Below are 25,406 nucleotides of genomic sequence, written 5' to 3'. Positions count from 1 at the left end.
TCAGGTAAACAAGCATAAACATATATTAAATAAGATTTGAAAGAAAATGGTTATGAATATGTAGTGTGAAAGGTTGATAAAATGGGACGAAATCCGAATCGAAATAGAAAAGATTGTTATCCATATATAGAAAAGAATTGTGAGATAGGACCTATGTCCCCATATGAGCGTTGTGATAAGGCATTCCGAGTTCGTTTTCAAGCTGCAGATTATCAAAAAGGTCTTCCTCTTCCAGTTCAATTCTGTAACGGAGATGAAAAATTGTTTGATAATAAAATTGCTAGCTTCTCCAAAGCTTTACCACATAATTCTTTAGGGGAAGTTGATATTTATGCTTATAAAAAATGGATTGAGGCACTTAAGAAGGGAAAGCCAGATGCTTTTGAATGTTTAACGCTTGGTGGTGTAGTGAAGCTTGCCAATCCACAAGCAGCTTATGCTTATGGGCTAGAAGGACCGGATTCTCACCATTTAAGTATCGCGGTACCTCCAGCTTTTAGTAGTGCCTGGGAAGCAAGTGAAATGACTGAACTATACTGGCAGGCATTGACACGGGATGTGCCTTTTGCTGAATATAATAGTAATTCTCTTACTTTAGCAGCGGCTTCTGAATTATCAAGTTTGTCGGATTTCCGTGGACCTAAAGTTAATGGTAGCGTTACTACAGAGACTTTGTTTCGTGGTGAAATACCTGGTGGTCTGATAGGACCTTATATTTCTCAATTTTTATGGCAAGATGTTCCCTATGGAGCTACAACAATGATTCAAAAATATCGTACTACTGTATCTGATAAAGATTATATGACTGCTTACCAAGAATGGCTGGATATCCAAAATGGTTTATCTCCGAAGGGAATTATATTTGATACAGTCACGCGTTATATTCGTAATGGTCGTGACCTAGCTGAATTTGTTCATCAAGATTTTTCCTACCAAGCTTGTCTTTCTGCGTGTTTGATATTACTTAGCTTTGGAAAAGGAGCATTATCATCCAATAACCCCTACTTACATTCAAAAACTCAGAATGGTTTTGTTACCTTCGGTGCCCCTCATATTTTGGATTTAGTGGGTAAGACGGCAAAGGCAGCACTTGAAGCGGCATGGTGTCAAAAGTTTTTAGTTCATCGCAGAATCCGCCCTGAAGAGTTTGGAGGGCGTGTTCATAATCAGCTAACAGGTGATACTCATTATCCGATTCATCCAGAATTATTAAATTCGCAAGTTATTTCCGAAGTATTTAGCAAGTTTGGAACGTATTTACTCCCGTTAGCGTATCCTGAAGGCTGTCCGACTCATCCTGCATACCCTGCGGGACATGCAACTCTTATGGGAGCTGGTGTCACTGTATTGAAAGCCTTTTTTAATGAATCGTTTGTCATTCCAAAACCAGTTGTAGCGAGTTCTGATGGTCTTTCTTTGCTCTCTTATTCAGGACAACCTTTGAAAGTCGGAGGGGAATTGAATAAGCTTGCTACCAATATTGGGCTTGGCCGTGGTACAGCTGGTGTTCATTGGCGTTCTGACACGATAGAAGGCTTAAAGCTCGGGGAAGCAGTAGCGATTGGAATTCTGAAAGATCATAAAGCAACCTATAACGAAAAATTTAATGGCTTTTCTTTTACTAAATTCAATGGTAAGTTTATAAAAATTTAATAGTAGTACACGATTTCCTTATTGAAATTATCCCATATTGTTAAGAGTTATTAAAAAAATGAGTGCGATATGAAAAGTATCGTACTCATTTTTCTAGTTATAATAATTTTTATTCTTACTCGATTATTTATGGGTAGTAAACCCAAGTTTATTTAATAGAAGTAGCAAACTGTTCAACTGTAGTAGTGTTGTGCATACGAACGCGTTTCATTTTTAACAGTTCATCTGGCTCACCTTTTGTAATGAACTGTCCTGGTTTTGTCGTTGTCGCAAATTGATAATATTTCTTTGTTTCTTCTACAACTTTATCATTTACATGACCAAACGGGTATGCAATTGCAATGACAGGTTTACCAGTGATCTTTTCAAGCTTTTCTTTTGAACCCTTTAACTCTCCCTCATAGTTTGTGATTTTCGGTAAATCAGCATGTGTTGCTGTATGAGATTGGACAGAGAAAATACCCGAATCAACCATTTCTTTTATATCCGCGGTGGATAAGGAGCCTTCTGCATCGATGTTATCAACAATCATATATTCGGTTGCTGTCGGCTTAAATGTATCGTCTTTTAACTTTTGTAGAATATGAAATGCATTCATATTATTTTTCATACCATCATCAAACGTAACAAGAATTGGTTTATTTACTTTATTAATATCATTCCAACGTTCGAACGTTAATAATGTATAGCCGTTTTCTTTTAAATATTTCATTTGCGCTTCGAAGTTCGCAGGTGAGACAAATAAGCCTTTTATTCCTTGACCATAATAATCCTCAATCGCGTGATACATTAAGACAGGAACATGCTGCTGAAACGTGATGGTGGATGTTGTGAGCAGAATACTTTTTCCACCTTCTTTTAAACCAGATGCTTCAATTTGATATTCACCACGTTTGCCGTCAAATTCTTTAATATCAAAAGGAATTGCAAACTGTTTGTTTTTATCTTTGGATGAAAATAATTTTGCGCTTTCTTTTCCATCAGCAGTTCGCCAAATTTTATATTGTACCTCGGTTAAAGAATCTTTTAAATCCGTTATATGGATAGCTGTATTTGTGGATTCATGTGTAATAGAACTCCAAGATATTGTACCCTGTGGTTGCACTTTTTCTACTTGCTTTTTTGGCTGTTCTTGAACCGTTTTCTCTTTTTTAGGTTCATTATTTGTATTGTTAGAATTACACCCTGCTAGAATGGCAGATGTACATAAAGCAATAGCTGCATATTTTTTCATAACGATCACCTTCTATTGTGTATTCACTTTTTCCCCGCATGAACGGGCAGTAAGACCCTCACCTTAAGATTCAGAGAGAAATGAAGAGGTCGGGCTGATTAAAGTTTCACTTTATATCGTTATAGTAAAGTGATGGTAGTTCAAAGAAACAAATAGTTAAGATGTTTCTCTACTTCGAAGTCTTTTTCTTTTTGCAGGCTTGTTCAGCGTTATGATCATGTAGCCAACAACAAAAATGAAAGGAATTAAAAATACATAACTAGGGATGCCGAAAACATAATGACTTTTTATGCTGAAAAATAATAAATGTAGGAAATCAAAAAGAGCATGTAATTTCATTTGTACCTCCATTAATCTTTTTACAAATTATAACATTTATAAAAGTGGAGCTAAATGTTCAAGGCTAAAATTTAAGCTAATTTTAAAGTTGGAAAAATAAATAAAAGAAAAGGCTACTTTTTCATGAAAGCAGCCTAAAAAACGATTAATATTTTTCTTTCACAAGTGATGTAAACTGCGCCATTGTTGTATTAGGGCCAACAAAATGTCGCTTAATTAAGTATTGTTCATTTGGTGTGCCTTTTGTAATATGAGTTCCATGATCGGTAGTTACCGCAAATTCATAATGTTTCTTTGTTTCTTCCACAGCTGGGTCATTATAAGAACCTACTGGATAGGCAAGGGCGATCACTTTTTTGCCTGTAAGATTTTCAATTTTTTCTTTAGATACAAGTAATTCTTCATCATAATTACTTGTATAAGCCATCATTGCATGATTAGCAGTATGAGATTGAATGGAAAAAATACCCGAATCAAGCATTTGTTTTATATCATCTGTCGTAAGACGATTTGGTGTATCAATAGTACTTGAAACGAGGAATTCGGTTGCTGCTGGTTGGAATTTATCATCTTTTAATTTTTGCAAAATATGAAGAGCGTTCATATTATTTTTTCGGCCATCATCCATTGTCACAAAGACAGGTTTATTGACACGATTTACCTCGCCCCAACGTTCAAACGTTAACATTGTATAACCGTTATCTTTTAAATATTGCATATGTTTTTCAAATTGTTCTGGTGGTACATATAAACCTAAATCGCCATCACCTGGTCCAGGATATTTTTCAATAGCATGGTACATAAGGAAAGGTGCATATTGCTGGAATGTAATCGTAGATTTCACTAGAGGAACTTCAGTGTTGTCATTTTTTAATCCCACTGTTTCAATTTGAAATTCTCCACGTTTTAAATGAAATGATTGTAAATGAAATGGGAGAGCAAAATCACGCGCTTTTTCTTGTGATACAAAGGTTTGTTTACTTGTAGGTCCATCAGCTGTACGCCAAATATTGTAACGCACTTCCTTAAATGAATCTCTTAAGTTCTTTGTATAAAGTGTCGTATTCTTTGCATTGTATTCAAATGGATCCCATGAAATGAGTCCTTGAGTTACAGGTATTTCTACTGCTTTGGCTTGTACTTCTTTCGTTTCCTTTTGGCTCTTGTAAGTTGCTTCTTTTGTCTGTTTTTCACTAGTAGTGCTAGTGTTACAACCTACGAGAATAGCAGAAGAAAGCAAAGCGATACATGCATATTTCTTCATAATATCATCCTTCTATTGTGTTTTTAGTTTTGTCTCTTATATGTAATAATTTCTCTATTTGTCTTGTTATAAGAGATTATTGATTCAAATATTCCTATTTGAATCATACCCTTGTCTATCATATCACTATGAAATATAGAGGGGAATATCTCTTTTGGGAGAATTCGACAAAAATGCAGTTCAATTGCATGGGATTTGTCTTATATAAAATTTTGTAAATAAAAACAATTGTAGTTATAGACTGCCTTATGAAAAAAGATACCTCCGAAAAATAGCTAATTTCGGAGGTATCTTTAAAAACGCTTTTTTTACTTTTGGGTTTTTGTTGTTGGATATTTCTTTCACTGTAAACAGACAGAATACATCTTCTGGCCAATACTAGTATATATATATTTCTTAATATAAAAAAGAAAAATCGTATTGAAAAATGTATGCAATATTGCATATGATTACATTTCATTTGCAGATTGGTGACCTTCGCTCATAAAAAAATCACCCCAACATTCCAAAATGAAAGGAAGGATAGGGTAATTCATTGTTAAATAAATAATCCAGCAATCGTAGCGGATAAAATAGAAGCAAGTGTTGATGCAAATAGCATTTTCCAACCAAACTTAGATACGACACTTCCTTGTTTTTCGGAAAGGGCACGAATTGTACCAACGATCGCACCGATTTGGCTAATACTTGCGAAGCTAATTAAGAATACGGTAACGATTCCAACTGTACGTGGAGATAATGTTTTTGCAACTTCTTTTAAATCAAGAATAGCCACAAATTCATTTAAAACAATTTTTGTTCCCATGATTCCGCCAGCTGGGATAATATCGTGAGCTGGAATACCCATTAGGAATGCAAATGGTGCAAGAATGTAACCGAAGATTTGTTGCAGTGTAATCGCATGGCCCATTGCGCCTGAAGCTGCGCTAATTACATAGTTTACAACTTCCATCACACCGATAAAGGCGATCATTAAAGCAGCAACGATACCGGCTACTTTTAAACCATCTAATGCACCGTTAATCATTGCACCGATAAAGCTGTCTCCAAATAGACTTCTATCGAATTTCTGAACTGTTTCTTCTTCTTTCTTTGTATCAACTGGTGTTAATAAAGAACAAACAATTAAGCTAGAGAATAAATTCAGTGGCAACGCTGCTAGTACGTATTTCGCATCTAGCATCATTACGTATGATGCTGTAACAGAAGCTGAAACGGAGCTCATTGCTGAACAGCAAATGATGAACATACGGTTTTTATTAAAATGCTGTAGGTCATTTTTAATAACGATTAATGCTTCGCTTGAACCAAAGAATACAGAGTTTACCGCATGGAATGATTCAACGCGTGGTAAACCAGTAATTTTGGAAATTGCACCGCCGACAATTCGAACGATGAATGGTAAAACACCTAAATAACTGAAAATAGAAAGTAGTGCTGAGAAAAAGACAATAATTAATAATACATTTAAGAAAAAGACAAAGTCTCTTTGAATTCCATTAAAGAGAAAATCGACACCTGTCGTACCAAGTTTAATTAGTTTGTTGAAAACCTTACTAATTAAAATGATGATCTGTTGACCAATTTTTGTGCCAAACATAAACCAACCAATTAAAATTTGGAAACCAATCATAATAGCAATTGCACGGAAGTTGATTTTACTTTTGTTGTTTGACAAAGCAAAACATAAACCTAACACGACAAGAATGCCGATAACGCTCATTACATATTGCATGTAGTTGCCCCTTTCAGAAGTTCGTATAAAGTTTTTACATAAAACGCTCATTATATAACTATATAAATACAATTTGAAAAACCGACATAAAAACCCTTTCTTTTTAGATGGAAGAGAGGATCCGATCAAGCATAGAAGCGGTCAGAGCCTTTTTTAGCCCCGTGCCAGGTGAAACCAAAATGGGAAAACAAGAGCGGGACACTTTTTATTCTTCATAGCTAAACGATATACTGAAAAGTCAAAATGAATATATATAATTAAAATAGGAGAGGTTTTATGTCATACGTAAGATGTCTGACCTTTTAGAAAAGTGGAAAATAAAAAAAGACCCATATGGATTCACTTTCATCTATGAGAGAAAGCTAATCAATATGAGTCTTTGTATACACAAACAAGCTAATATTCATTAGTTTTCCCCATAGTCCAGCAATTTTCGGTTGCCGGGTAGAAACTCTCGATCCATATTATCAAGTATATATGAGGGAACATCGTCCGTATTAAATTATTAGTAGCGTAACATTAGTCAACAAAATTCGTCAATAGCTTTTTTTCTTCCAATGGATAAAGAGCATATGAGTATGGTAAAATGTAACGCAGTGTTATGAAAAAGAGAGGTCGGAAAATGAGTAATAAAATGACGCCACCAGTTGAAAAGAACGAGTTTATAGATGTAGTATTTGAAGATTTAACACATGATGGTGCCGGTGTTGCGAAAGTGAAAGGATATCCTATTTTCGTAAAAAACGGGTTACCAGGTGAAGAAGCACAAATTAAAATTATTAAAGTAAAGAAGAACTTCGCATTTGGCCGTTTAATGAAGCTTCATACAGAAAGTCCATATCGTAAAGATGCAGAATGCCCAGTTTACAACCAATGCGGCGGTTGTCAGCTTCAGCACTTAACATATGAAGGACAACTAAAGGCGAAAGAAAAACAAGTGCGTGACGTAATGCAGCGCATCGGTGGACTGCACGACGTACCAGTTCATCCTGTTCTTGGTATGGAGAATCCGTGGGTTTATCGAAACAAAGCACAAGTACCGATTGGAGAACGTGAAGGCGGGCTTGTAGCTGGTTTTTATCGCCAAGGAACACATGACATCATTAATATGGAAACATGCTTAATTCAAGCAGAAGAAAATGATGCATTAATTCAAGAAGTAAAACGTATTTGTGAAAAGCATGGCATCACAGCGTACAACGAAGAACGTCATAAAGGAACACTTCGCCACGTAATGGCTAGGTACGGACAAGTAACAGGGGAAATTATGCTTGTCTTCATTACACGTACGGCAGAGCTTCCAAACAAAAAGGCGATCATCGAAGAAATTACAACGAAGTTCCCAAATGTAAAATCAATTGTTCAAAACGTAAATACGAAACGTACAAACGTAATTTTCGGAGACACAACAACAGTCCTATATGGATCAGAATATATTTATGATTTTATCGGTGATATTAAATTTGCTATCTCAGCACGTTCTTTCTATCAAGTAAACCCAGAACAAACGAAAGTGCTATATGACAAAGCATTAGAATATGCAAAATTAGATGGAAATGAAACAGTAATCGACGCATACTGCGGAATCGGATCAATCTCGCTATTCCTAGCGCAAAAAGCGAAAAAAGTATACGGCGTTGAAATCGTCCCAGAAGCAATTGAAGACGCAAATCGAAATGCTGCATTAAACAACATGACAAACGCTGAATTTGCAGTAGGAGAAGCAGAGGTAGTCATTCCAAACTGGTATAAAGAAGGCGTAATTGCTGATACAATCGTCGTCGATCCGCCGCGTAAAGGCTGCGATGAGGCACTATTAAACACGATCATCGATATGAAGCCAAAACGCGTTGTATATGTATCATGTAATCCAGCAACACTAGCACGTGACTTAAAAGTATTAGAAGAAGGCGGATATAAGACGCAGGAAGTACAGCCTGTGGATATGTTCCCGCATACTACGCATGTGGAGTGTGTGGCTTGGTTGGAGTTGGTATAATAGAAAAGCAGTTGATATAGAAAAAATCTATACCATCTGCTTTTTTGTTTATAAAAATACCATTCAGGACCGACTTTAGTTAAAATAAACATTGCCGATTTTCACGATAGTTTTTCACAAATTATAAATGTCCAAATGTACTTGTGTTTGATAATAAGTTATTAAGCATGATATAAGTGTAAAAGAAGTGGAACATTTGGCTTTATATTTTTTGACCGAGAGTTTGAAGTTGTATCCATAGTGAGAGGATTTGAGTTTGAAATGATAGATAATTTTTGGCGTGATTTACCACGACCATTTTTTGTACTTGCACCAATGGAAGATGTGACAGATGTTGTTTTTCGTCACGTAGTAAGTGAAGCTGGTCGACCGGATGTATTTTTCACAGAGTTTACAAACTCGGATAGCTATTGTCATCCAGAGGGTATGAAAAGTGTGCGTGGCCGTTTGATTTTTACAGAAGATGAACAGCCAATGGTGGCACATATTTGGGGGGATAATCCCGAATATTTCCGTCAAATGAGTATTGGCATGGCAGAGCTAGGATTTAAAGGCATCGATATTAATATGGGCTGCCCTGTACCGAATGTGGCATCAAGAGGAAAAGGTAGTGGCCTTATTCTGCGTCCAGACGTTGCCGCAGAACTTATTCAAGCAGCAAAAGCGGGCGGACTGCCTGTCAGCGTGAAAACACGACTTGGCTTTAAGGAGCTAAATGAGTGGGAGGAGTGGTTAACGCATATTTTAAAACAGGATATTGCGAACCTTTCTATTCATTTACGTACAAGAGAAGAAATGAGCCAAGTAGATGCGCATTGGGAGCTAATTCCCGAAATCAAAAAATTACGTGACCGTATCGCACCAAATACGCTACTAACAATCAATGGAGACATTCCTGACCGTCAAACTGGGCTACAGCTTGCTGAAAAATATGGTATTGATGGCGTTATGATCGGACGAGGTATCTTTAAAAATCCTTTTGCTTTTGAAAAAGAGCCGAAAGAGCATAGCAGTAAAGAATACCTTGATCTTTTAAGACTGCAGCTTGATCTTCAAGATCAATATGCGGAAGTACTGCCACGTTCAATCACAGGGCTTCATCGCTTTTTCAAAATTTATGTCAAAGGATTCCATGGAGCTGCTGAATTAAGAAATCAATTGATGAGCACGAAATCAACAGATGAAGTGCGTGCATTGCTTGATAAATTTGAAAAGAGTGTTGATGGGACAGAGGACAGTGAAATGGTGTAACTCTCAAAAAGTTAGAGGGAAAATGATTCACATCAACTCACGTGTGCTTATTTTATTCAGTTTCAAGTTCCCTTGCAGCCGACAACTTTTGTTTGATAAAGTCTGTTTTCTGAAAGAAAAAGGTCTTAAGAATGTAATAAACCCACCAGCACCCTTGTGTTGCCACATACACTCTGCATATGTGGAGTGTGTGGCTTGGTTGAGTTTAAAATAAATTTAAAGCAGAAAATGAGCAGTGTTTTTGAGAGATCAAAGCACTGCTTTTTCTTTTCGTTAACGCAACGGTGGAAAGAGTCTTATAAGCGTACCTCAGGGTTTAATAAATATAGACCAGATCTATAGGCGCAAGGAAGGAGAAGAGAATAAATCAAAAAATCATTTGAATCTTTCCTCAGACTCAAGGTCCTCTTGAGTTTTTTAGTATGACCTTCACAAGTATTAATTTGGGTAAGACTATAAAACATGTCTGTAAAGTGTTAAAGTATTAATTTAGCGGACATTAACTAAAAAGTTATATTAAACATGATAGTTTAAAGCATGTTAGAGGATACGCTTTGACTGCTGGATAAATAACCAACATTTTAGGAGGACAAACAATGGCTATAAGCAATAATGATATTTTAATTAGAGTAAGATATGCTCTGGATATAAAAGATATAGATATGGTGGAGATGTTTAAACTTGGTGGCGTTGAAGTAACAAAAGAAGAAGTGCGAAAGATGCTGACAAAATTAAAAAACAGTTACTATGATGAAGTTGACGATGATAGTGATGTAGTTGAAAATGATTACGAAATAAAATGCAATAATGTTATGTTAGAGTCGTTTTTGAATGGTTTGATTACTTTTAAAAGAGGAAAACAAGATCCAAAACCAGGGCAATCGGATAGACAAGCGATGTCTTTAAAGAGTAATGGAAGTGTTAATAATCTCGTTCTAAAAAAATTGAAGATAGCACTATCATTAACAAGTGAAGATATGCTTGATATATTAGAAGACGTAGGAGTCATCGTAACAAAAGGAGAATTAAGCGCTCTATTAAGAAAAGAAGGTCATAAAAATTACAAAGAGTGCGGCGATAGATACGCAAGGAATTTCTTAAAGGGACTAGCTGTTAAATATAGAGGATAAGGGATCAGTATTGTAGCATTTATGATAAAGCAGTAAATGATATAATAGATAGAGTAGGGAGTTTGTAGCCTACTCTTTTTTATTTGTAAAAATAACAAGAACAAATACGCTAGGTGATGAAATGATACATACATATTTAGGTGAGACAATCAATTTTCATATAAATTGCAAGAAGAAAAAATCAGTACGTCTTTATGTAGATTCTTACGGAAATGTTGAGGTGCAAGCTCCGAAAGGGACGCCTGTTGAATATATAATCCAGTTGTTAGAGGAGAAATGGGATTGGATTCAGAAAACACGTAAGGAAATGCAGGAGAGAGTGCTTGGGTCACAGGAAAAGGCTTATGATCAAGGAGAGGGCTTTCTGTATTTAGGAAACACGTACCCGATACAGATTTCTCAAGATACAAGTATTGAGCAAGATAATGCGGTGTTTGAAGGAGATAAGCTGCATATTTATGTGAAAGAGCTTAAGAATGAGAAAATACAACAAGCTTTAAAACGATTTTATTATAAACAGTGTAAAGCGTTAGTAGAGAAGAGTATTAAATCGTATCAAAGTAACTTTAAAACAAAGCCGCGTTTAATCCGTATTTCAGATAGTAACCGTACATGGGGAACTTGTGATTCAAATCTACAGTTAACGTTTAATTGGAAGCTAGCAATGGCACCTCAGAGGGTGATTGACTATGTAGTTGTTCATGAAATGTGCCATATGGTCCATTTAAATCATGATCGATCTTTTTGGCGTCTTGTTGGGAAGATAATGCCTGATTATAAGGAGATGGAAAACTGGTTAGCGTTATCAAGTTGGAAAATGACGGTTTAGTTATTACTCTGGATATGTGGCTTGAAATAAAGTAGAACCCTAATGAATTAGGGTTCTTTTTGTATATATATTATCGTCCAAATTTCACAATGAAAGCCTCATCCACTTTCTCCATCTCATATCCACGATAACCCTCTGAAAGTAATGCCTGCTGTTCGCTAGCATCACTCATCGAAATGTTCTTAACATCCGTCCAATCTCTTTCTTTATCCTTGCGCAATTCCTTCACAAATACATACCGCATACTCCCGCCATACTTCTCCTTCAGCGCCGCAATCTCCATCCTTTGCGCAAACTTATCTTTCAAACTCGGAATATTAAATGGCGCAACTGTACAACAAACGTAATCGTATTTGCTGTCTGTTTGTGTTAATTGTTCCATAATCACTGTTGCTAATATTTTCTGCATGCCGTTTCCACGGCACTTTGGATGAACATTTGAGATTTCTTGGTAAATAACACGGTCTAAATCATCCTCAGTTAAACCAATATCAAACCCTAAATGTTCGTCATCAATAGGTGGGACTAAGAGTGCACGAAACGCAATCAGCTCTTGATCTACAAATGCACCAATTATTAAGCCGTTTCCGTTTAATATATATTGATATTCTTCTAATGTAAGAGGTTGCAAGCTATCTGTATTTTCTAATGCTTCAATTACAACATTTTGTAAGGATAAAATTTGCTGGATGTGATCGAAAGATAATGGTGCGACCTTGAATCTTTGTTCGTTTTGTTTTAATGTTCCTTCATAAAGAATGTTCATGTGGTGGTCCTCCTTTAGCGAACAACGTCTTGAAAAACGGTTAATTCATTTAGTATATCTTCATTGACATCGACGCCTAATCCTGGCTTTTCGTTTAGACGAATAAATGGTATGTCGTAATATAAATCTCCAATATCTTTCGTGAACTTTAACGGTCCTGTTAGTTCAACGCTTGTGATGATTTTTTTCGAAAAAGCAACATGGAATCCAGCAGAAGATGCAACAGATGATTCAACCATGGAGCCAACTTGGCATTCAATTCCGGCCATTTCAGCTTGATGAGCGAGTTTCACAGCGGGGTATATACCGCCACATTTCATTAATTTAATATTCACTTTATCAGCGGCCTGCATTTGAATAATTTGGCGCATTTCACGGGAACTTTTTAGTCCTTCGTCAATCATAAGTGGAAGGTCTGTTTTTGAGCGAATATAGGCCATTGCATTAATATCGTCAGCTATAACTGGTTGTTCAATCCAATCAATGTTCAAGTGTCCGAGTGAGCGTAATGCAGTTAACGTAGTAGCGCTATTTTTCCAGCCTTGGTTTACATCCACGCGAATTGCGATATCATTCCCTACTCGTTCACGTACAGCTTCAATTCTCTCAACATCTTTTTGGACATCTGTTCCGACTTTCATTTTAAAAGAGCGAAAGCCTTTATTGATCATGGAAGCAGCTTCTTTTGCCATAGCTTCTGGGGAGGCGATACTTAAAACATGAGTAATTGGAAACACTTCATGGTAACGGCCACCAATCAATTGATAAACAGGCTGATCTAACTTTTTCCCAATTAAATCAAAGCAAGCAATATCAATCGCAGCTTTTGCGGTAGGAACACTATAAATAGTTTGATTCATGATGTCATGTATCTTCTCGATATTCATTGGATTCACACCTAGCAAGGCAGGAGCTAATGTATGTTTTAAAACTTGAAAGGTACTTTCCCATGTTTCGCCTGTAACGTGATCATCGGCTACTCCTTCACCGTAACCGACAATACCTTCATCTGTTTCAATTTTTATAATAATAGAAGGCATATCATGGTAAGTGCCGTAGCTGATAATAAATGGATCACGAAGTGGTAAACGGATTGCATAAAGGTGAATTGCTGTAATTTTCATTGTATAATCCACGTCCTTTGTATCATAAATTTAAAGTTGCATATATTCTTAATTAGACTAATGATGAGTAATTTTTTAAAAGAATTTTCAGAATTCTGATCTTAATTACCTTATTATATTTCAAAAGAAATGAAGGGACAATCTCTTGACATTTGCGTGAATATTCAATATGTTTTTCGAAATAGGATTTTTATAAATGAGAAAACTGCTTCGAATTTAGGAAGGAGAAAGGGAAAGTGAAAACAGTAGAGCTTCAAGATCGTTTAAACGAAATTTTTCAGCATTTACACGAGAATCCTGAAATAAGTTGGAAAGAATATAATACAACGGCCTATATTACGAAATTTCTAGAAGAAGAAGGAGTTTCATATAAAGTATTTGATGATTGCCCTGGAGTTATAGCTGAAATGGGGAACGGGAAACCAGTTATCGCCATTCGTGCTGATATGGATGCATTATGGCAAGAAGTAGATGGGAAATTTAAAGCAAATCATTCTTGTGGTCACGATGCTCATATGACGATTGCGATGGGACTTATTTTGCAGTTGAAAAATGAGCATTGGCAAAAAGGAACTGTCCGATTTATTTTCCAGCCTGCAGAAGAAAAAGGAAATGGTGCTTTAAAGATGGTGGAGAAGGGAGCGGTGGATGACGCTGATTTCTTATTTGGTGTTCATTTACGACCAATTGAAGAATTACCTTTAAAAAAAGCAGCACCATCTATTTGGCATGGGGCAGCGGGATTTTTAGAAGCGAATATACACGGGGATGATGCGCATGGGGCACGACCACATCAAGGTGTGAACGCAATTGATGTTATTTCTATGATTAATATCGGATTAAAAAACATCTGGCTCTCACCGCAAAAATCATACTCTGTCAAAATGACGAAATGCCAAGCTGGTGGAGATAATTTAAATATCATTCCAGGAAATGGGCAATTCGGTTTAGATGTAAGGGCGGAGAGCAATGTATTGCTAGAAGAGTTAACGAACAAGATAGAACATGTCATTCAATCAGCTGAATCAATGGGAACGAAGATTTCTTACGAATGGGTTGATATTGCACCTGGGGCAGAGGTATCGGAAGAGGCAGAACAACTCATGCGGAAAGGAATTCTTGAAATATACGGAGAAGATGGATGCACACCGCCACTTTTTACTACAGGAAGTGATGATTTTCATTACTATACGGTCAAAAGGCCGCATTTAAAAGCTGTTATGTTAGGATTAGGGGCAAATTTAAAGCCCGGGTTACACCACCCTTATATGAAGTTTGATCACGCTTGTATAATCGATGGAGTAGAGATAATGAAGCAAACTGTGTTGGAAGCTTTAAAATAATATTGGTTTAAAGTAAAAGCCTGATTTTATCAGGCTTTTTTCTATGTTGTATAATAAAAAGTATTATTTCTTAATAGGAGAAAATCAATGAACGAACAATATTATGATGCGATATTAAATATAAAAACAGTAGGAGAGCAAAAGGGATTCAATAAGTCCCTGCATTATCATCGCTATGAACCAACGCCATATAGCGGGCTAGAAATATTATTAAATCAATATGAAATGAAAAGCAGTGATCGGATTGTTGATTTTGGATGCGGAAAAGGCCGGCTGAATTTCTATATTCATCATGCATGTGGTGCGTCAGCTGTTGGAATAGAAATGAACGAGATGTTCTACAAAGAAGCAATGGAAAATTTAGAACGTTATGCGAAGAAATCGAGAAATAGTAAAGATAAAATTCAATTTCAATGTTGCTTAGCGCAAGAATATGAGATTGATCCGCGTGACAATCGATTTTATTTCTTTAATCCATTTTCAGTGCAAGTGTTTATGAATGTAATCAATAATATATTGCTTTCGGTGGAGGAAGTAGAGAGAGAAATAGAGATTATTTTATATTATCCATCGGAAGATTATATCTTTTTCTTAGAGAATCAAACGGCATTTGAATTGAAAGAGGAAGTTAGATTGCCTGGGGTGTATGAGCGGAATGGGAACGAGAGGTTTTTGGTTTATGGATTGAGAAGCTAGAAGGAGTAAAAAGATAAATAGTAAATGTCAGTGAGTATTTAGAATTAAATACGGTGAACCGTACCATAAATAAAACACAATGGAGTACAGGATGTTTGAACTTTGCTCATTATGTAAGATGGATAGGGGTTAAAGCGTATTAAATAAAAAGGAAGCAAGAAGCTCTTAAAATACAAAAGTAGCTTCTCATTTTCATATAGGAAAACATTGACTCCCATCCCCAACAAGCTATAATAAAAACTAGATGTTCGTTTCAAACAAAATATGATACAAAAAGAACATATAACATAGATTGAAAAAAATACTTTCAATCTATTATTTTTACGGCTTTTAGAAAACGCTTACATTTAGTGTGGAGGGAGAAACCATGTCTAAGTTCGCAGAGTATTTTTTAATGGAAGCTAATAATGTTATTGAGTATGTGAAAGAGAAGTTACCAATGTTTGAAAACGCAAAAGATTTGCAGTGCAAGGAAATTGGGGATGGCAATTTAAATTATGTGTTTCGTGTTTGGGATAAGGAGAAAGGAACTTCTGTCATTGTGAAGCAAGCCGGAGATACGGCGCGTATTTCAGATGAGTTTAAGTTGTCTACGAATCGAATTCGCATTGAGTCAAACGTTTTACAGTTAGAGGGGAAGCTGGCATCTGGGCTTGTACCAGATGTGTATTTATTTGATAGTATGATGAATTGCTGTGTGATGGAAGATTTATCAGACCATACGATTTTACGGACGGCACTGATTAACCATCAAATGTTTCCAAAGCTTGCGGATGATTTAACTACTTTCATGGTAAACACACTTTTATTAACATCTGATGTAGTGATGAATCCTAAAGAGAAAAAGGAACTTGTGAAGAATTATATCAATCCAGAGTTATGTGAGATTACAGAGGATCTTGTGTACTCGGAGCCATTTACAGATCATAACAAGCGCAATGAGTTGTTTTCGATAAATGAAGGTTGGATTCGGGAGCATATATATGGAGATGAAGCACTTCGTATGGAAGTAGCGAAGCCTAAGTTTTCGTTTATGACGAATGCGCAGGCACTACTTCATGGTGATTTACATACTGGCTCTGTGTTTGTACGAAAGGACTCCACAAAGGTCATTGATCCAGAATTTGCTTTCTATGGTCCGATGGGATACGACGTTGGGAATGTGATGGCAAATTTAATATTTGCTTGGGTGAATGCAGATGTAGCGATGGTTGATGGAGTGGAAAAAGATACCTATATGAGTTGGCTGGAGTCTACGATTATAGATGTAATCGATTTGTTTAAGAAGAAGTTTTTAGAAGCGTGGAGCACGCATGTAACAGAGATTATGGCAAAGGAAACTGGCTTTGATCGTTGGTATTTACAATCTGTGTTAGTGGATACAGCGGCTGTGACGGGTTTAGAGTTGATTCGCCGCATTGTTGGATTAGCAAAGGTGAAAGATATTACATCGATTTCAAGTGATGAAGCTCGGGCGGGAGCAGAACGGATTTGTTTACAGGCAGCGAAGAAGTTTATTTTACGAGCAAATGAATATAAAACAGGCGCTAGTTTTTTACAAACGTTAAAAGAGCAGTCTGTCCATAGTGCAAAGTAAGGAGAGAAGATGATGACAGAGCAATTAATACCAATTCAGTGGAAAGATGATGCTTTAGTTTTATTAGATCAAACTCTATTACCGAATGAGGTAGTCTATGAATCTTTTACAACAGCTGAGGGTGTATGGGATGCCATTCAAGTAATGAAAGTACGCGGGGCACCGGCGATTGGTGTTTCAGCAGCTTACGGTGTGTATTTAGGCGTAAAAGAGACATCCGAAGATTCAGTGGAGTCATTTATAGAAGAAGTAAATAGAGTCTGCACGTACTTAGCGACATCTCGACCGACAGCGGTGAACTTATTTTGGGCACTTGAGAGAATGGAAAATGCGGCAAAAGAACATTCCCATTTATCTATCGCTGATTTGAAAAATAGGTTATTAGAGGAAGCAAAAGGAATTCATAAAGAAGATGAAGAGATTAACCGCCAAATTGGGGAATATGCATTAACATTGTTCCAAGATGGCATGGGTGTACTAACGCATTGTAATGCAGGTGCTTTAGCAACAACGAAATATGGTACTGCAACAGCGCCGATGTACCTAGCGAAAGAAAAGGGATGGGATTTAAAGATTTATTCTGATGAGACACGTCCTAGATTACAAGGATCTACGTTAACGGCACTAGAACTGCAGCGAGCTGGGATTGATGTAACAGTCATTACGGATAATATGGCGGCAATGGTTATGTCACAAGGGAAAATTGATGCAGTTATTGTTGGCTGCGATCGTGTAGCGGCAAACGGTGATGTGGCAAATAAAATTGGAACGCTTGGTGTATCCATTTTAGCGAAATATTATAACATTCCATTTTATGTTGCAGCACCGACTCCGACAATTGATGTAAAAACACCAACAGGTAAGGAGATTCCGATCGAGGAGCGTGATGCTTCTGAAGTGATTAACCGCTTTGGGCAATATTCAGCTCCAAAAGAAAGTAAAGTATATAATCCAGCGTTTGATGTAACGCCGCATGAGAATGTAACAGCAATTATTACGGAAAAGGGAATTGTTAGGGCTCCATTTACCGAGAATTTAAGAAAGTTATTTTAGTAATTATGAAATATATAAGTACAAATTGAAAAACTGATATAAAACCTTTCTTTTTAGATGGGAGAGAGCGCCTGTCCATGCATAGAAGCGGTCAGGTCCTCTTCCTGCCTCATGCCAAGTGAAAACAGAGAGAAAACAAGTAGCGATCATCTTTTGTTCTTCGTAGTAGCGACTTATATGTTGAAAAATCAAGATGGGTTTATATAGAAAATTGCTTATGTATATTAGACATATAAGAAAATAACGAAAAAGAGGACCGATTATCATGTCTAATTCACCGGTAGAGAGAAGAAATAAAATCATTGAGATACTTGAACAAAGGGAGCACGTGGAAGTTTCATATTTAAGCGATGCATTTCAAGTATCATTAATGACAATAAGAAGAGATTTAGAGAAGCTTGAAAAAGACGGCAAAGTCATTCGGATGTACGGTGGTGTAAAACTAAAAACAAAGCGGGTATATGAATATTCGATGGAAGAGCGTCTAAATAGTAATAAGAGAGAGAAGTTAGCAATCGCACGTGAAGCTGCTAGGTTAATTGAAGATGGTGATGTCGTTGCGTTTGATGCGAGTACAACAGCCCTTGAGGTAAGTAAACTTATTAAGGATCGCAAAGATGTAACGGTTGTGACAAATAACCTGAGCATTGCGATTGAACTAGCAGATGTGCCAGAGATTGTTGTCATTGTACTCGGTGGCTTTTTACGTGGGAAATCATTATCTGTTATGGGAGCTTCTTTGAAACAGTATTTAGAGGCAATTTATATTGATAAAGCTTTTATTTCAAGTAAAGCACTTAGTTTTCATGAAGGCTTAACAGATACAGCTATTGATGAAGGAGAAGCGAAGCAAGCGATGCTTAGTAAATCGAATGAAGTCATTGTTTTAGCAGATCATACGAAGCTCGGAAAGGTTGCTTTCTATAAGGTTTGTGATAAACAGGGTATTACAAAAATTATCACAGATGAGCTCATACCGTTGACACCACTGCAGCAAGAATGTATTAACAGCTATAAAGAATATGGTACACCCATTATTCTAGCAAACTAGTCGTCACAGAGTTCACACCAAGGGGGATGTATATATATGTTACTACAAAAAGAAAGAGAAGAGATTGTAGCGTATGGAAAGAAAATGATCGCTAGCGGATTAACAAAGGGGACTGGCGGTAATATTAGTATTTTTAATCGTGAACAAGGTCTTATTGCAATAAGTCCAAGTGGTTTAGATTATTTTGAAACAGTGCCTGAAGATGTAGCTATATTGAATTTAGATGGTGAAATTGTGGAAGGTGATAGAAAGCCTTCTAGTGAACTAGATATGCATCTTATTTATTATAGAAAGCGTGAGGACATCAACGCACTTGTTCACACGCACTCCCCTTACGCAAAAACAATAGCATCATTAGGATGGGAACTTCCTGCGGTATCTTATCTGATTGCTTTCGCAGGGCCGAATGTACGTTGTGCGCCGTATGAAACATTCGGAACAAAGGAACTAGCAGAAGCGGCTTTTGAAGGAATGATTGATCGCCGTGCGGTTTTACTTGCTAATCACGGCTTAATGGCCGGTGGGAACAATATAAAAATGGCGTTTACTGTTGCGGAGGAAATTGAATTTTGCGCGCAAATTTATTATCAAACGAAGTGCATTGGAGAGCCAAAATTGTTGCCAGAGGAAGAGATGGCAAGATTGGCGAAGAAGTTTGATGGGTATGGGCAACACTAGAATTAGTAAATAGAAAAAATCCCTCGAGAACAAATCGATTCTCAAGGGATTTTATTTTTATTTCTTAAGTAACAAATACATAAAATAAGGAGCACCAATCAAAGCGACCATAATCCCCGCTGGAATTCCACTTGGCTCTACAATATGACGACCAATTGTATCTGCAAGTAACAATAGCCATCCCCCGATTAAAATGGCAACAGGAAGAAATAATTGATGCCTCGGCCCGACTAAAGATTTTGCGATGTGAGGAGCCAGAAGTCCGATAAAGGCGATTCCCCCTGTGACTGAAACGGCAGAAGCTGCTAATGCAACGGCTGCTATAAGGAGTGAGCGGCGTTCTTTTTCGAGTGCGACACCAACACCAATTGCTACATGCTCATTTAATGCAAGGAGATTTAATCGGTTTGCTTTATAGAAAGTAAATGGAATGAGTACAGCTAGCCATGGAAGGAGTGCGAAAACAAAAACCCAGTCATCTCCCCAAATGTTTCCGGCAATCCATTTTACGATAAAGTCTACTTTTGCACGTTCAGCAGATGAAATAAGTACAATCATCGTTCCGGAAAGAGCGAACGTAAATCCAATTCCTGTTAATGTCAGTCTTATCGGTTGAAGCCCAGCAGTTTTACTGTATGAAAATCCATAGATGAGACAGGCTGTAATAAAGGCACCGATAAATCCAACGATTGGTAGCAAGTAAACAAATGAGCCTGCGTCTATTGGAAAATATAAAAAGAAAAGGGCAATTGCAACGCCTGCCCCTGAGTTAATACCGATAATACCAGGCTCGGCTAGATCATTACGCGTTATACCTTGTAGTATAGCTCCTGATAAGGCAAGTGCCATACCAGCTAATAGTGTAATCACAATTCGTGGTAATCGAAGAGAAAATAAAATAAATTCTTCTTTAAATGTACCTTGGCCAAAAAGTGTAGGTAGCAGTCTATCATAGGACAATGAAGCTGCTCCTAGGCCCATTCCAATTGTAATGGTTGCTGCAATAAGCAGGAGTAAGGCAAGTACGATTACTCGTTGTTTTTTAGATTGTTGAATCATGAGAACGACCTTCCTCCTTTACGTACGATGAATAGGAAGAATGGTAAACCTACAATTGCGATAATGGCCGCTATTGGTGTTTCATATGGAGCGTTGATTGTGCGTCCAAGTGTGTCAGCTAATAGCATAAAAGAAGCACCAGCAATGGCAGACATCGGTAGCACAAATCGATAGTCTGGTCCGACAATAGGGCGGACCATATGAGGTACCATTAAACCGATAAATGCCATATTTCCAACAAGTGAAACAGAAGCACCGGCAAGTAAAATGATAACGATAAAAAGAATGATTTTAATGACGATGATTTTTTGACCGAGTCCTATTGCTACTTCTTCGCTTAAGCTAAGAATCGTCAATTTCTTTGAAAATAAGATTGCAATGAATATACTGATTGAAATAACTGGAACAATGACCTGTAATTGGCTCCATGATGTTCCGATTACGCCTCCGGCAGTCCACATGGATACATCTTGTGAGATTTTAAAATAAATCCCGATTCCTTCTGAAATCGCGACTAAAAATGCTGAAACCGCGGCGCCAGCAAGTACAATACGAAGAGGAGAAAGCCCGCCTTTTTTCATCATACCAATTCCGAAGACCATAATGGCGCCGATAGCAGCACCGATAAAACAAGCAATCATTATATAAAAATAGTTTACAGAAGGAATAAGGGCAAGTGTAATTGCCAAGGCAGCGTTGGCACCACCAGTTAGCCCGAGTAATCCTGGATCAGCGAGTGGATTTCGCGTTATACCTTGCATAATCGCACCAGAAACAGCGAGCCCAGCTCCAACAAAAATGGCTGCAATTTCACGTGGGAAGCGAAGTTCACGGATAATGGAGAACTTTTCTCCATTAACGTTAGAAGTCAGCGCTATCCATACATCCTTTATAGAGGTATCTGCTGCGCCAAATACCATGGCAACCATAAATATAATAAAGAACACAATGATTCCTAAAATGAGCTTGTATACAAAGGAAGTGGAACGTAGATTGTCTTTTGTCATTAGTTTCACATCTTTTCTTTTCATAGAATAAAGGAAGAGGAATTCTTTAAATAAGAATTCCTCATTGTTGTGTTATTTACCAAGAAAGCTTTTCTTGAAGAAATCTAGTTGGAAATCTAATGTGATTGGATCATTAAAATAGAATTCTTTCGCGTTTACTTCAAATGCTTTATTGTTTTTAACAGCTGGAATGTTTTTGTACGATTCTGTTTCTTGGAATGAATTATTCGTATCGTTGTTTTTACTTATAATTAAGTAATCCCCAGCATACTCAGGTAGAACTTCAGCTGATAGTGCATAGTAGCCATCTTTTAGCGCTTTTTCTTTTACTTTTTCCGGCATTTTTAATTTCATTTCTTGATACAGGATTTCTGTTCCACGGCCCCAGTTATCGCCGAATACATAGATTTGTTTGTCGAAGTTTTCAATAACAGAAACGGTTGTATCTTCACCAATTTTTGTTTTAATATCTTTTCCAGCGGCTTGCGCACGTTTTTTGAAATCATCAACCCAAGCTTTTGCTTCTTTTTCTTTATTTAGTAGTTTACCGATTTCTAAATGTTGTGTTAAGTAGTCAACTTTCCCATATGTGAATGTTACAGTAGGAGCGATTTTTTTTAACTTATCGATATTTTTAATGTTTGATAAACCAATGATTAAATCTGGATTTAATTCGATAATTTTTTCAACATTTTCATCAGATACTTCTGTAACATCTTTCAATTTTTTTTCAAAACGCGGATTCATTTTAGACCATGAATCTACACCAACAAGGTTTACACCTAAAGATATTACGTTACCTGCGAATGATGATAGTACAACAACGCGTTTTGGGTTTGCAGGAACTTCAACTTTACCATTCTCAGATTGATATGTAATTGTTTCTGATTTGCTTCCCTTTGCATTTGAATCGTTTTTCTTATCTGTCGAACCGTTGCTACAAGCACTCATAACGAGTACGAATAGAACTGTAAGTGAAATGAATAACTTTTTCATTTTTTCTTTCTCCTTTTTATAAAATTGTATGTAGTATATAGCTTTCTAACGGGATAGATGTCTTACACTTAGTAGTTAAGGAATCTTATAAATCTTGATATTGAGATTTATTATAATAAAATACTTGAGGGATCTATAAATAAACGAGCCGCTATTTTCCCTACAAATTTGTTAATAGTTTACAAAATGATAATGATTATCAATATCGATTCTTTAATAATATAATTTTATATTTTTCTATTGTCAATAGTTATTTTGATTGAAAACCTGAAGGGAAAAGGTTATATTTTATCGAGAATGATAATCAATTATATTTGATGCCTGGGAGTGAACATAAATGAATCCAGAAGAATTATTTGATGTGACCGTGATTGGAGGAGGTCCAGCAGGGCTTTACTCAGCGTTTTATAGTGGGCTTAGGGAAATGAAAACAAAAATAATTGAATTTCAACCACAGTTAGGTGGGAAAGTACATGTTTATCCTGAGAAAATGATTTGGGATATCGGGGGATTGCCACCAGTTACTGGAGCGCAGTTAATTGAGCAGCTTGTGGAGCAAGGGTTAACATTTCATCCGGAAGTAGTGTTGAATGAAAAGGTAGAGTCAATCAATCGGAATGAAGAGGGAGTTTTTGTGCTAACAACTTTCTCTGGTCAAAAGCACTTTTCAAAAACAGTTATTGTAGCTACTGGAAGTGGAATATTAAAACCACAAAAGTTAGCAATTGAAGGTGCAGAAAGGTTTGAAGTATCAAATTTAAATTATACGGTCAAATCTTTAAAGGGTTTTAAAGATAAGACTGTAATTATTTCAGGTGGAGGAAACTCAGCGATCGATTGGGCAAATGAATTAGAGCCCATTGCGAAAAAGGTTTATTTAACATATAGAAAAGATGCCTTAGCTGGTCATGAAGCACAAGTTACTCAGCTTATGAATAGTTCAGTGGATTGTCTCTTTAATACGTCGATTACAAAGTTGATGGCTGATGATAATCACGAAGCAATTGAATATATTGAGTTAACGAATCATGAAACAGGTGAAGTTTCTCATTTACCTATTGACGAAGTCATTATTAATCATGGGTATGAACGTGATATAACATTATTGGAAAATAGTGAACTAAATGTTGAAATCGTTGATAATTATTTTATTGCCGGGAGTGCGAACAGTGAATCTTCAATAGAAGGGCTATATGCTGCTGGAGATATTTTAAAGCATGAAGGGAAATTGCATTTAATTGCGGGTGCTTTCCAAGATGCTGGAAATGCTGTAAATAAAGCAAAACAATTTATTCAACCAGATGCGAGTGAATATGGAATGGTTTCTTCCCATAATGATGTTTTCAAGCAGCGTAACCGAGAAATTATTAAGCAAATGATGAAATAATGGGTCGTGTTGAGAAGTTTAAAGAGTGGAAAGAAATAAATAGAGAAGAATATGTAAATGAATTATGAGAGATTTGAAATAAATATCTTTTTAATAGATAAACACCCAGTTACTTTCCTAATCTTTATTAAGTAAGGAAGTAGGCTGGGTGTTTATATAATTACTATGTTTTTTATCATTTGTATTACACTGGTTTCTTCAGTTCACGTCTTTTACATGTATTTTGAGAAGAGAATACATGTAAAAGACGTGAACGTTGGATTTGTAAATCTTTTTTTGTGGTTCATATTTTTTATAGACAAGGAAAATTATGCTGTTCCTTGTGCGTACTGATCAGGAAACTGCTTATTTTGCACAGAGGCAATATATTGTTTCCCGTGTTTTCTAGCCATAGATTCTAGTATGTGACGTACACGTTTTGTAAGATGTCCCTGGTTTTGTAACGCTTCACAGTATGCATCATAGTAAGCATATTTAGCCCAAAGGAAATCATCTTGTTGAAATATGAAATGATGTTTATACCATTCTCCAATTGTATTATAGTTTACGCTTTCATTTGCAGCCTTTGTTTGCTCAATGATTCTTTTTGGTAAAGCTTTAGAAAGCTGAGAAGCAGTATTTGTTGTTTCAGTTTGTAATGATTGCTCTAACATTGTAATGATGTGACGAGTAGCCATATGTTTAACTCTCCTTTGTGTAAATGGATAAATGCCATCTATATTTTTTTAATACTTACTATATTATTATACAATATATGGAATGCATCTACCTGCTTTTTGATTTGTATTTACAAAATCTTTTTATTTTATTTATAAAAATCTTTTATAATAATGTAGACATAAAAAATAATAAGGGAATGAAACGATTGTATATAACGGTAAAAGAAGCAGCAGAATATTTAAATATTCCGGAATCTTACATTGAAGAATTGGTTCAGCAAAAACGAATTCGAGCCGTGTATGACGGTGAGCAATATTTGCTGAATAAAGAACAGTTCAATACGCATTTAGAGCAAATGGAAAAATATAAACAGTTAGTAGAAGAAATATTAAATGAGCCAATTCCAGAGGATATGGATGTAAAAGACGAAGATTAAAACTCATGGGCCTATAGCGTAGTACTCTATGAAAAATGATACAGAATCATTTTTATCCTGCTATTTGTGGGCAGTAATATTCCCACTTTAATTTCAACAAAAGTAAAGAAGCTAGGTGG

The 25,406-nt window shown here is 36.4% G+C and carries 22 protein-coding genes and 1 riboswitch; of the genes, 13 read left to right on the top strand and 9 right to left on the bottom strand.

Features of this window, described 5'->3' with window-relative positions; all coding sequences use genetic code 11:
* Window positions 1–81 precede the first annotated feature (81 nt).
* Window positions 82–1,653: a vanadium-dependent haloperoxidase gene (locus C568_RS0120940; protein ID WP_018782625.1), complete on the top strand. Its 1,572-nt coding sequence runs from the start codon at window positions 82–84 to the stop codon at window positions 1,651–1,653.
* Window positions 1,654–1,801: 148 nt separating this feature from the next.
* On the opposite strand, the gene C568_RS0120935 is transcribed toward C568_RS0120940, so the two are convergent.
* The 3 genes from C568_RS0120935 to C568_RS0120920 all read right to left on the bottom strand — a co-directional run bounded on the left by C568_RS0120935 (window position 1,802) and on the right by C568_RS0120920 (window position 6,225).
* The gene (locus C568_RS0120935; RefSeq protein ID WP_018782624.1) at window positions 1,802–2,887 is read right to left on the bottom strand and encodes a polysaccharide deacetylase family protein; all 1,086 of its coding nucleotides are present in this window, start codon (window positions 2,885–2,887) and stop codon (window positions 1,802–1,804) included.
* A gap of 484 nt (window positions 2,888–3,371) precedes the next feature.
* The gene (locus tag C568_RS0120925; RefSeq protein WP_018782623.1) at window positions 3,372–4,490 is read right to left on the bottom strand and encodes a polysaccharide deacetylase family protein; all 1,119 of its coding nucleotides are present in this window, start codon (window positions 4,488–4,490) and stop codon (window positions 3,372–3,374) included.
* Between the two features lie 538 nt (window positions 4,491–5,028).
* On the bottom strand, window positions 5,029–6,225 hold the full coding sequence (locus tag C568_RS0120920; protein WP_018766499.1) for a NupC/NupG family nucleoside CNT transporter: 1,197 nt from the start codon (window positions 6,223–6,225) through the stop codon (window positions 5,029–5,031).
* Between the two features lie 399 nt (window positions 6,226–6,624).
* Window positions 6,625–6,726: riboswitch (purine riboswitch) on the bottom strand.
* Between the two features lie 121 nt (window positions 6,727–6,847).
* Here C568_RS0120920 and rlmD point away from each other — a divergent pair.
* The 4 genes from rlmD (at window position 6,848) to C568_RS0120900 (ending at window position 11,434) form a co-directional block, all read left to right on the top strand.
* The gene (gene rlmD / locus C568_RS0120915) at window positions 6,848–8,224 is read left to right on the top strand and encodes a 23S rRNA (uracil(1939)-C(5))-methyltransferase RlmD (RefSeq protein WP_018782622.1); all 1,377 of its coding nucleotides are present in this window, start codon (window positions 6,848–6,850) and stop codon (window positions 8,222–8,224) included.
* Between the two features lie 261 nt (window positions 8,225–8,485).
* On the top strand, window positions 8,486–9,475 hold the full coding sequence (locus C568_RS0120910; RefSeq protein ID WP_018782621.1) for a tRNA dihydrouridine synthase: 990 nt from the start codon (window positions 8,486–8,488) through the stop codon (window positions 9,473–9,475).
* 596 nt (window positions 9,476–10,071) lie between these two features.
* The gene (locus C568_RS0120905) at window positions 10,072–10,605 is read left to right on the top strand and encodes a DUF1456 family protein (protein ID WP_003205667.1); all 534 of its coding nucleotides are present in this window, start codon (window positions 10,072–10,074) and stop codon (window positions 10,603–10,605) included.
* A gap of 121 nt (window positions 10,606–10,726) precedes the next feature.
* On the top strand, window positions 10,727–11,434 hold the full coding sequence (locus C568_RS0120900) for a M48 family metallopeptidase (RefSeq protein WP_006093254.1): 708 nt from the start codon (window positions 10,727–10,729) through the stop codon (window positions 11,432–11,434).
* Between the two features lie 70 nt (window positions 11,435–11,504).
* Here the strand turns inward: C568_RS0120900 and C568_RS0120895 are convergent, their stop codons facing one another.
* Together C568_RS0120895 and C568_RS0120890 are read right to left on the bottom strand one after the other, a co-directional pair.
* On the bottom strand, window positions 11,505–12,200 hold the full coding sequence (locus C568_RS0120895; RefSeq protein ID WP_018782620.1) for a hypothetical protein: 696 nt from the start codon (window positions 12,198–12,200) through the stop codon (window positions 11,505–11,507).
* 14 nt (window positions 12,201–12,214) lie between these two features.
* On the bottom strand, window positions 12,215–13,324 hold the full coding sequence (locus tag C568_RS0120890; protein ID WP_018782619.1) for a mandelate racemase/muconate lactonizing enzyme family protein: 1,110 nt from the start codon (window positions 13,322–13,324) through the stop codon (window positions 12,215–12,217).
* Window positions 13,325–13,560: 236 nt separating this feature from the next.
* Here C568_RS0120890 and C568_RS0120885 point away from each other — a divergent pair, with 236 nt between their 5' ends.
* From C568_RS0120885 to C568_RS0120860, 6 genes are all read left to right on the top strand, one after another.
* Window positions 13,561–14,667: a M20 peptidase aminoacylase family protein gene (locus C568_RS0120885; protein WP_018782618.1), complete on the top strand. Its 1,107-nt coding sequence runs from the start codon at window positions 13,561–13,563 to the stop codon at window positions 14,665–14,667.
* An 87-nt stretch (window positions 14,668–14,754) separates the two neighbouring features.
* A complete protein-coding gene (locus tag C568_RS0120880) occupies window positions 14,755–15,363 on the top strand; it encodes a class I SAM-dependent methyltransferase (protein ID WP_018782617.1) in 609 nt (202 codons plus the stop codon).
* 367 nt (window positions 15,364–15,730) lie between these two features.
* The gene (gene mtnK / locus C568_RS0120875) at window positions 15,731–16,960 is read left to right on the top strand and encodes an S-methyl-5-thioribose kinase (protein WP_018782616.1); all 1,230 of its coding nucleotides are present in this window, start codon (window positions 15,731–15,733) and stop codon (window positions 16,958–16,960) included.
* A 12-nt stretch (window positions 16,961–16,972) separates the two neighbouring features.
* Entirely contained in the window at window positions 16,973–18,013 is a 1,041-nt protein-coding gene (gene mtnA / locus C568_RS0120870; RefSeq protein WP_018782615.1) for an S-methyl-5-thioribose-1-phosphate isomerase, read from the top strand.
* A 265-nt stretch (window positions 18,014–18,278) separates the two neighbouring features.
* Complete coding sequence (locus C568_RS0120865; protein ID WP_018782614.1) at window positions 18,279–19,064, top strand: DeoR/GlpR family DNA-binding transcription regulator; 786 nt, start codon at window positions 18,279–18,281, stop codon at window positions 19,062–19,064.
* A gap of 36 nt (window positions 19,065–19,100) precedes the next feature.
* Window positions 19,101–19,742 (top strand): L-fuculose-phosphate aldolase, encoded by a 642-nt coding sequence (locus C568_RS0120860; protein ID WP_006093266.1) that lies wholly within the window; start codon window positions 19,101–19,103, stop codon window positions 19,740–19,742.
* Window positions 19,743–19,799: 57 nt separating this feature from the next.
* On the opposite strand, the gene C568_RS0120855 is transcribed toward C568_RS0120860, so the two are convergent.
* From C568_RS0120855 to C568_RS0120845, 3 genes are read right to left on the bottom strand one after another with little or no spacing between them, the layout of a single operon-like run.
* Entirely contained in the window at window positions 19,800–20,801 is a 1,002-nt protein-coding gene (locus tag C568_RS0120855) for a FecCD family ABC transporter permease (RefSeq protein ID WP_018782613.1), read from the bottom strand.
* A complete protein-coding gene (locus tag C568_RS0120850; protein ID WP_029427565.1) occupies window positions 20,798–21,832 on the bottom strand; it encodes a FecCD family ABC transporter permease in 1,035 nt (344 codons plus the stop codon). The genes C568_RS0120855 and C568_RS0120850 overlap by 4 nt, the downstream gene beginning before the upstream one ends.
* Before the next feature lie 48 nt (window positions 21,833–21,880).
* Window positions 21,881–22,804, bottom strand: coding sequence for an iron-hydroxamate ABC transporter substrate-binding protein (locus C568_RS0120845; protein ID WP_006093271.1), 924 nt, complete (start codon window positions 22,802–22,804; stop codon window positions 21,881–21,883).
* Window positions 22,805–23,141: 337 nt separating this feature from the next.
* Between C568_RS0120845 and C568_RS0120840 the strand changes: the two genes are divergently transcribed.
* Window positions 23,142–24,191, top strand: a complete 1,050-nt coding sequence (locus C568_RS0120840) for an NAD(P)/FAD-dependent oxidoreductase (RefSeq protein ID WP_006093273.1) — start codon at window positions 23,142–23,144, stop codon at window positions 24,189–24,191.
* Window positions 24,192–24,499: 308 nt separating this feature from the next.
* On the opposite strand, the gene C568_RS0120835 is transcribed toward C568_RS0120840, so the two are convergent.
* Window positions 24,500–24,868, bottom strand: coding sequence for a hypothetical protein (locus C568_RS0120835; RefSeq protein ID WP_003205643.1), 369 nt, complete (start codon window positions 24,866–24,868; stop codon window positions 24,500–24,502).
* A gap of 179 nt (window positions 24,869–25,047) precedes the next feature.
* On the opposite strand from C568_RS0120835, the gene C568_RS0120830 reads away from it, so the two are divergent.
* The gene (locus C568_RS0120830) at window positions 25,048–25,287 is read left to right on the top strand and encodes a helix-turn-helix domain-containing protein (protein WP_006093276.1); all 240 of its coding nucleotides are present in this window, start codon (window positions 25,048–25,050) and stop codon (window positions 25,285–25,287) included.
* The last annotated feature ends 119 nt before the right edge of the window (window positions 25,288–25,406 follow it).

The organism is Bacillus sp. 95MFCvi2.1, from assembly GCF_000374965.1.
Classification (GTDB): domain Bacteria; phylum Bacillota; class Bacilli; order Bacillales; family Bacillaceae_G; genus Bacillus_A; species Bacillus_A pseudomycoides.
The sequence above is the reverse complement of the archived record's forward strand: the minus strand, read 5'-3'. Positions and strand labels throughout refer to the sequence as shown.

Excerpts from the sequence above, each read along its gene's own strand:
- C568_RS0120940 (WP_018782625.1), top strand. The coding sequence starts at position 82 with ATGGGACGAAATCCGAATCGAAATAGAAAAGATTGTTATCCATATATA.
- C568_RS0120935 (WP_018782624.1), bottom strand. The coding sequence starts at position 2,887 with ATGAAAAAATATGCAGCTATTGCTTTATGTACATCTGCCATTCTAGCA.
- C568_RS0120925 (WP_018782623.1), bottom strand. The coding sequence starts at position 4,490 with ATGAAGAAATATGCATGTATCGCTTTGCTTTCTTCTGCTATTCTCGTA.
- C568_RS0120920 (WP_018766499.1), bottom strand. The coding sequence starts at position 6,225 with ATGCAATATGTAATGAGCGTTATCGGCATTCTTGTCGTGTTAGGTTTA.
- rlmD (WP_018782622.1), top strand. The coding sequence starts at position 6,848 with ATGAGTAATAAAATGACGCCACCAGTTGAAAAGAACGAGTTTATAGAT.
- C568_RS0120910 (WP_018782621.1), top strand. The coding sequence starts at position 8,486 with ATGATAGATAATTTTTGGCGTGATTTACCACGACCATTTTTTGTACTT.
- C568_RS0120905 (WP_003205667.1), top strand. The coding sequence starts at position 10,072 with ATGGCTATAAGCAATAATGATATTTTAATTAGAGTAAGATATGCTCTG.
- C568_RS0120900 (WP_006093254.1), top strand. The coding sequence starts at position 10,727 with ATGATACATACATATTTAGGTGAGACAATCAATTTTCATATAAATTGC.
- C568_RS0120895 (WP_018782620.1), bottom strand. The coding sequence starts at position 12,200 with ATGAACATTCTTTATGAAGGAACATTAAAACAAAACGAACAAAGATTC.
- C568_RS0120890 (WP_018782619.1), bottom strand. The coding sequence starts at position 13,324 with ATGAAAATTACAGCAATTCACCTTTATGCAATCCGTTTACCACTTCGT.
- C568_RS0120880 (WP_018782617.1), top strand. The coding sequence starts at position 14,755 with ATGAACGAACAATATTATGATGCGATATTAAATATAAAAACAGTAGGA.
- mtnK (WP_018782616.1), top strand. The coding sequence starts at position 15,731 with ATGTCTAAGTTCGCAGAGTATTTTTTAATGGAAGCTAATAATGTTATT.
- mtnA (WP_018782615.1), top strand. The coding sequence starts at position 16,973 with ATGACAGAGCAATTAATACCAATTCAGTGGAAAGATGATGCTTTAGTT.
- C568_RS0120865 (WP_018782614.1), top strand. The coding sequence starts at position 18,279 with ATGTCTAATTCACCGGTAGAGAGAAGAAATAAAATCATTGAGATACTT.
- C568_RS0120860 (WP_006093266.1), top strand. The coding sequence starts at position 19,101 with ATGTTACTACAAAAAGAAAGAGAAGAGATTGTAGCGTATGGAAAGAAA.
- C568_RS0120855 (WP_018782613.1), bottom strand. The coding sequence starts at position 20,801 with ATGATTCAACAATCTAAAAAACAACGAGTAATCGTACTTGCCTTACTC.
- C568_RS0120850 (WP_029427565.1), bottom strand. The coding sequence starts at position 21,832 with ATGAAAAGAAAAGATGTGAAACTAATGACAAAAGACAATCTACGTTCC.
- C568_RS0120845 (WP_006093271.1), bottom strand. The coding sequence starts at position 22,804 with ATGAAAAAGTTATTCATTTCACTTACAGTTCTATTCGTACTCGTTATG.
- C568_RS0120840 (WP_006093273.1), top strand. The coding sequence starts at position 23,142 with ATGAATCCAGAAGAATTATTTGATGTGACCGTGATTGGAGGAGGTCCA.
- C568_RS0120835 (WP_003205643.1), bottom strand. The coding sequence starts at position 24,868 with ATGGCTACTCGTCACATCATTACAATGTTAGAGCAATCATTACAAACT.
- C568_RS0120830 (WP_006093276.1), top strand. The coding sequence starts at position 25,048 with ATGAAACGATTGTATATAACGGTAAAAGAAGCAGCAGAATATTTAAAT.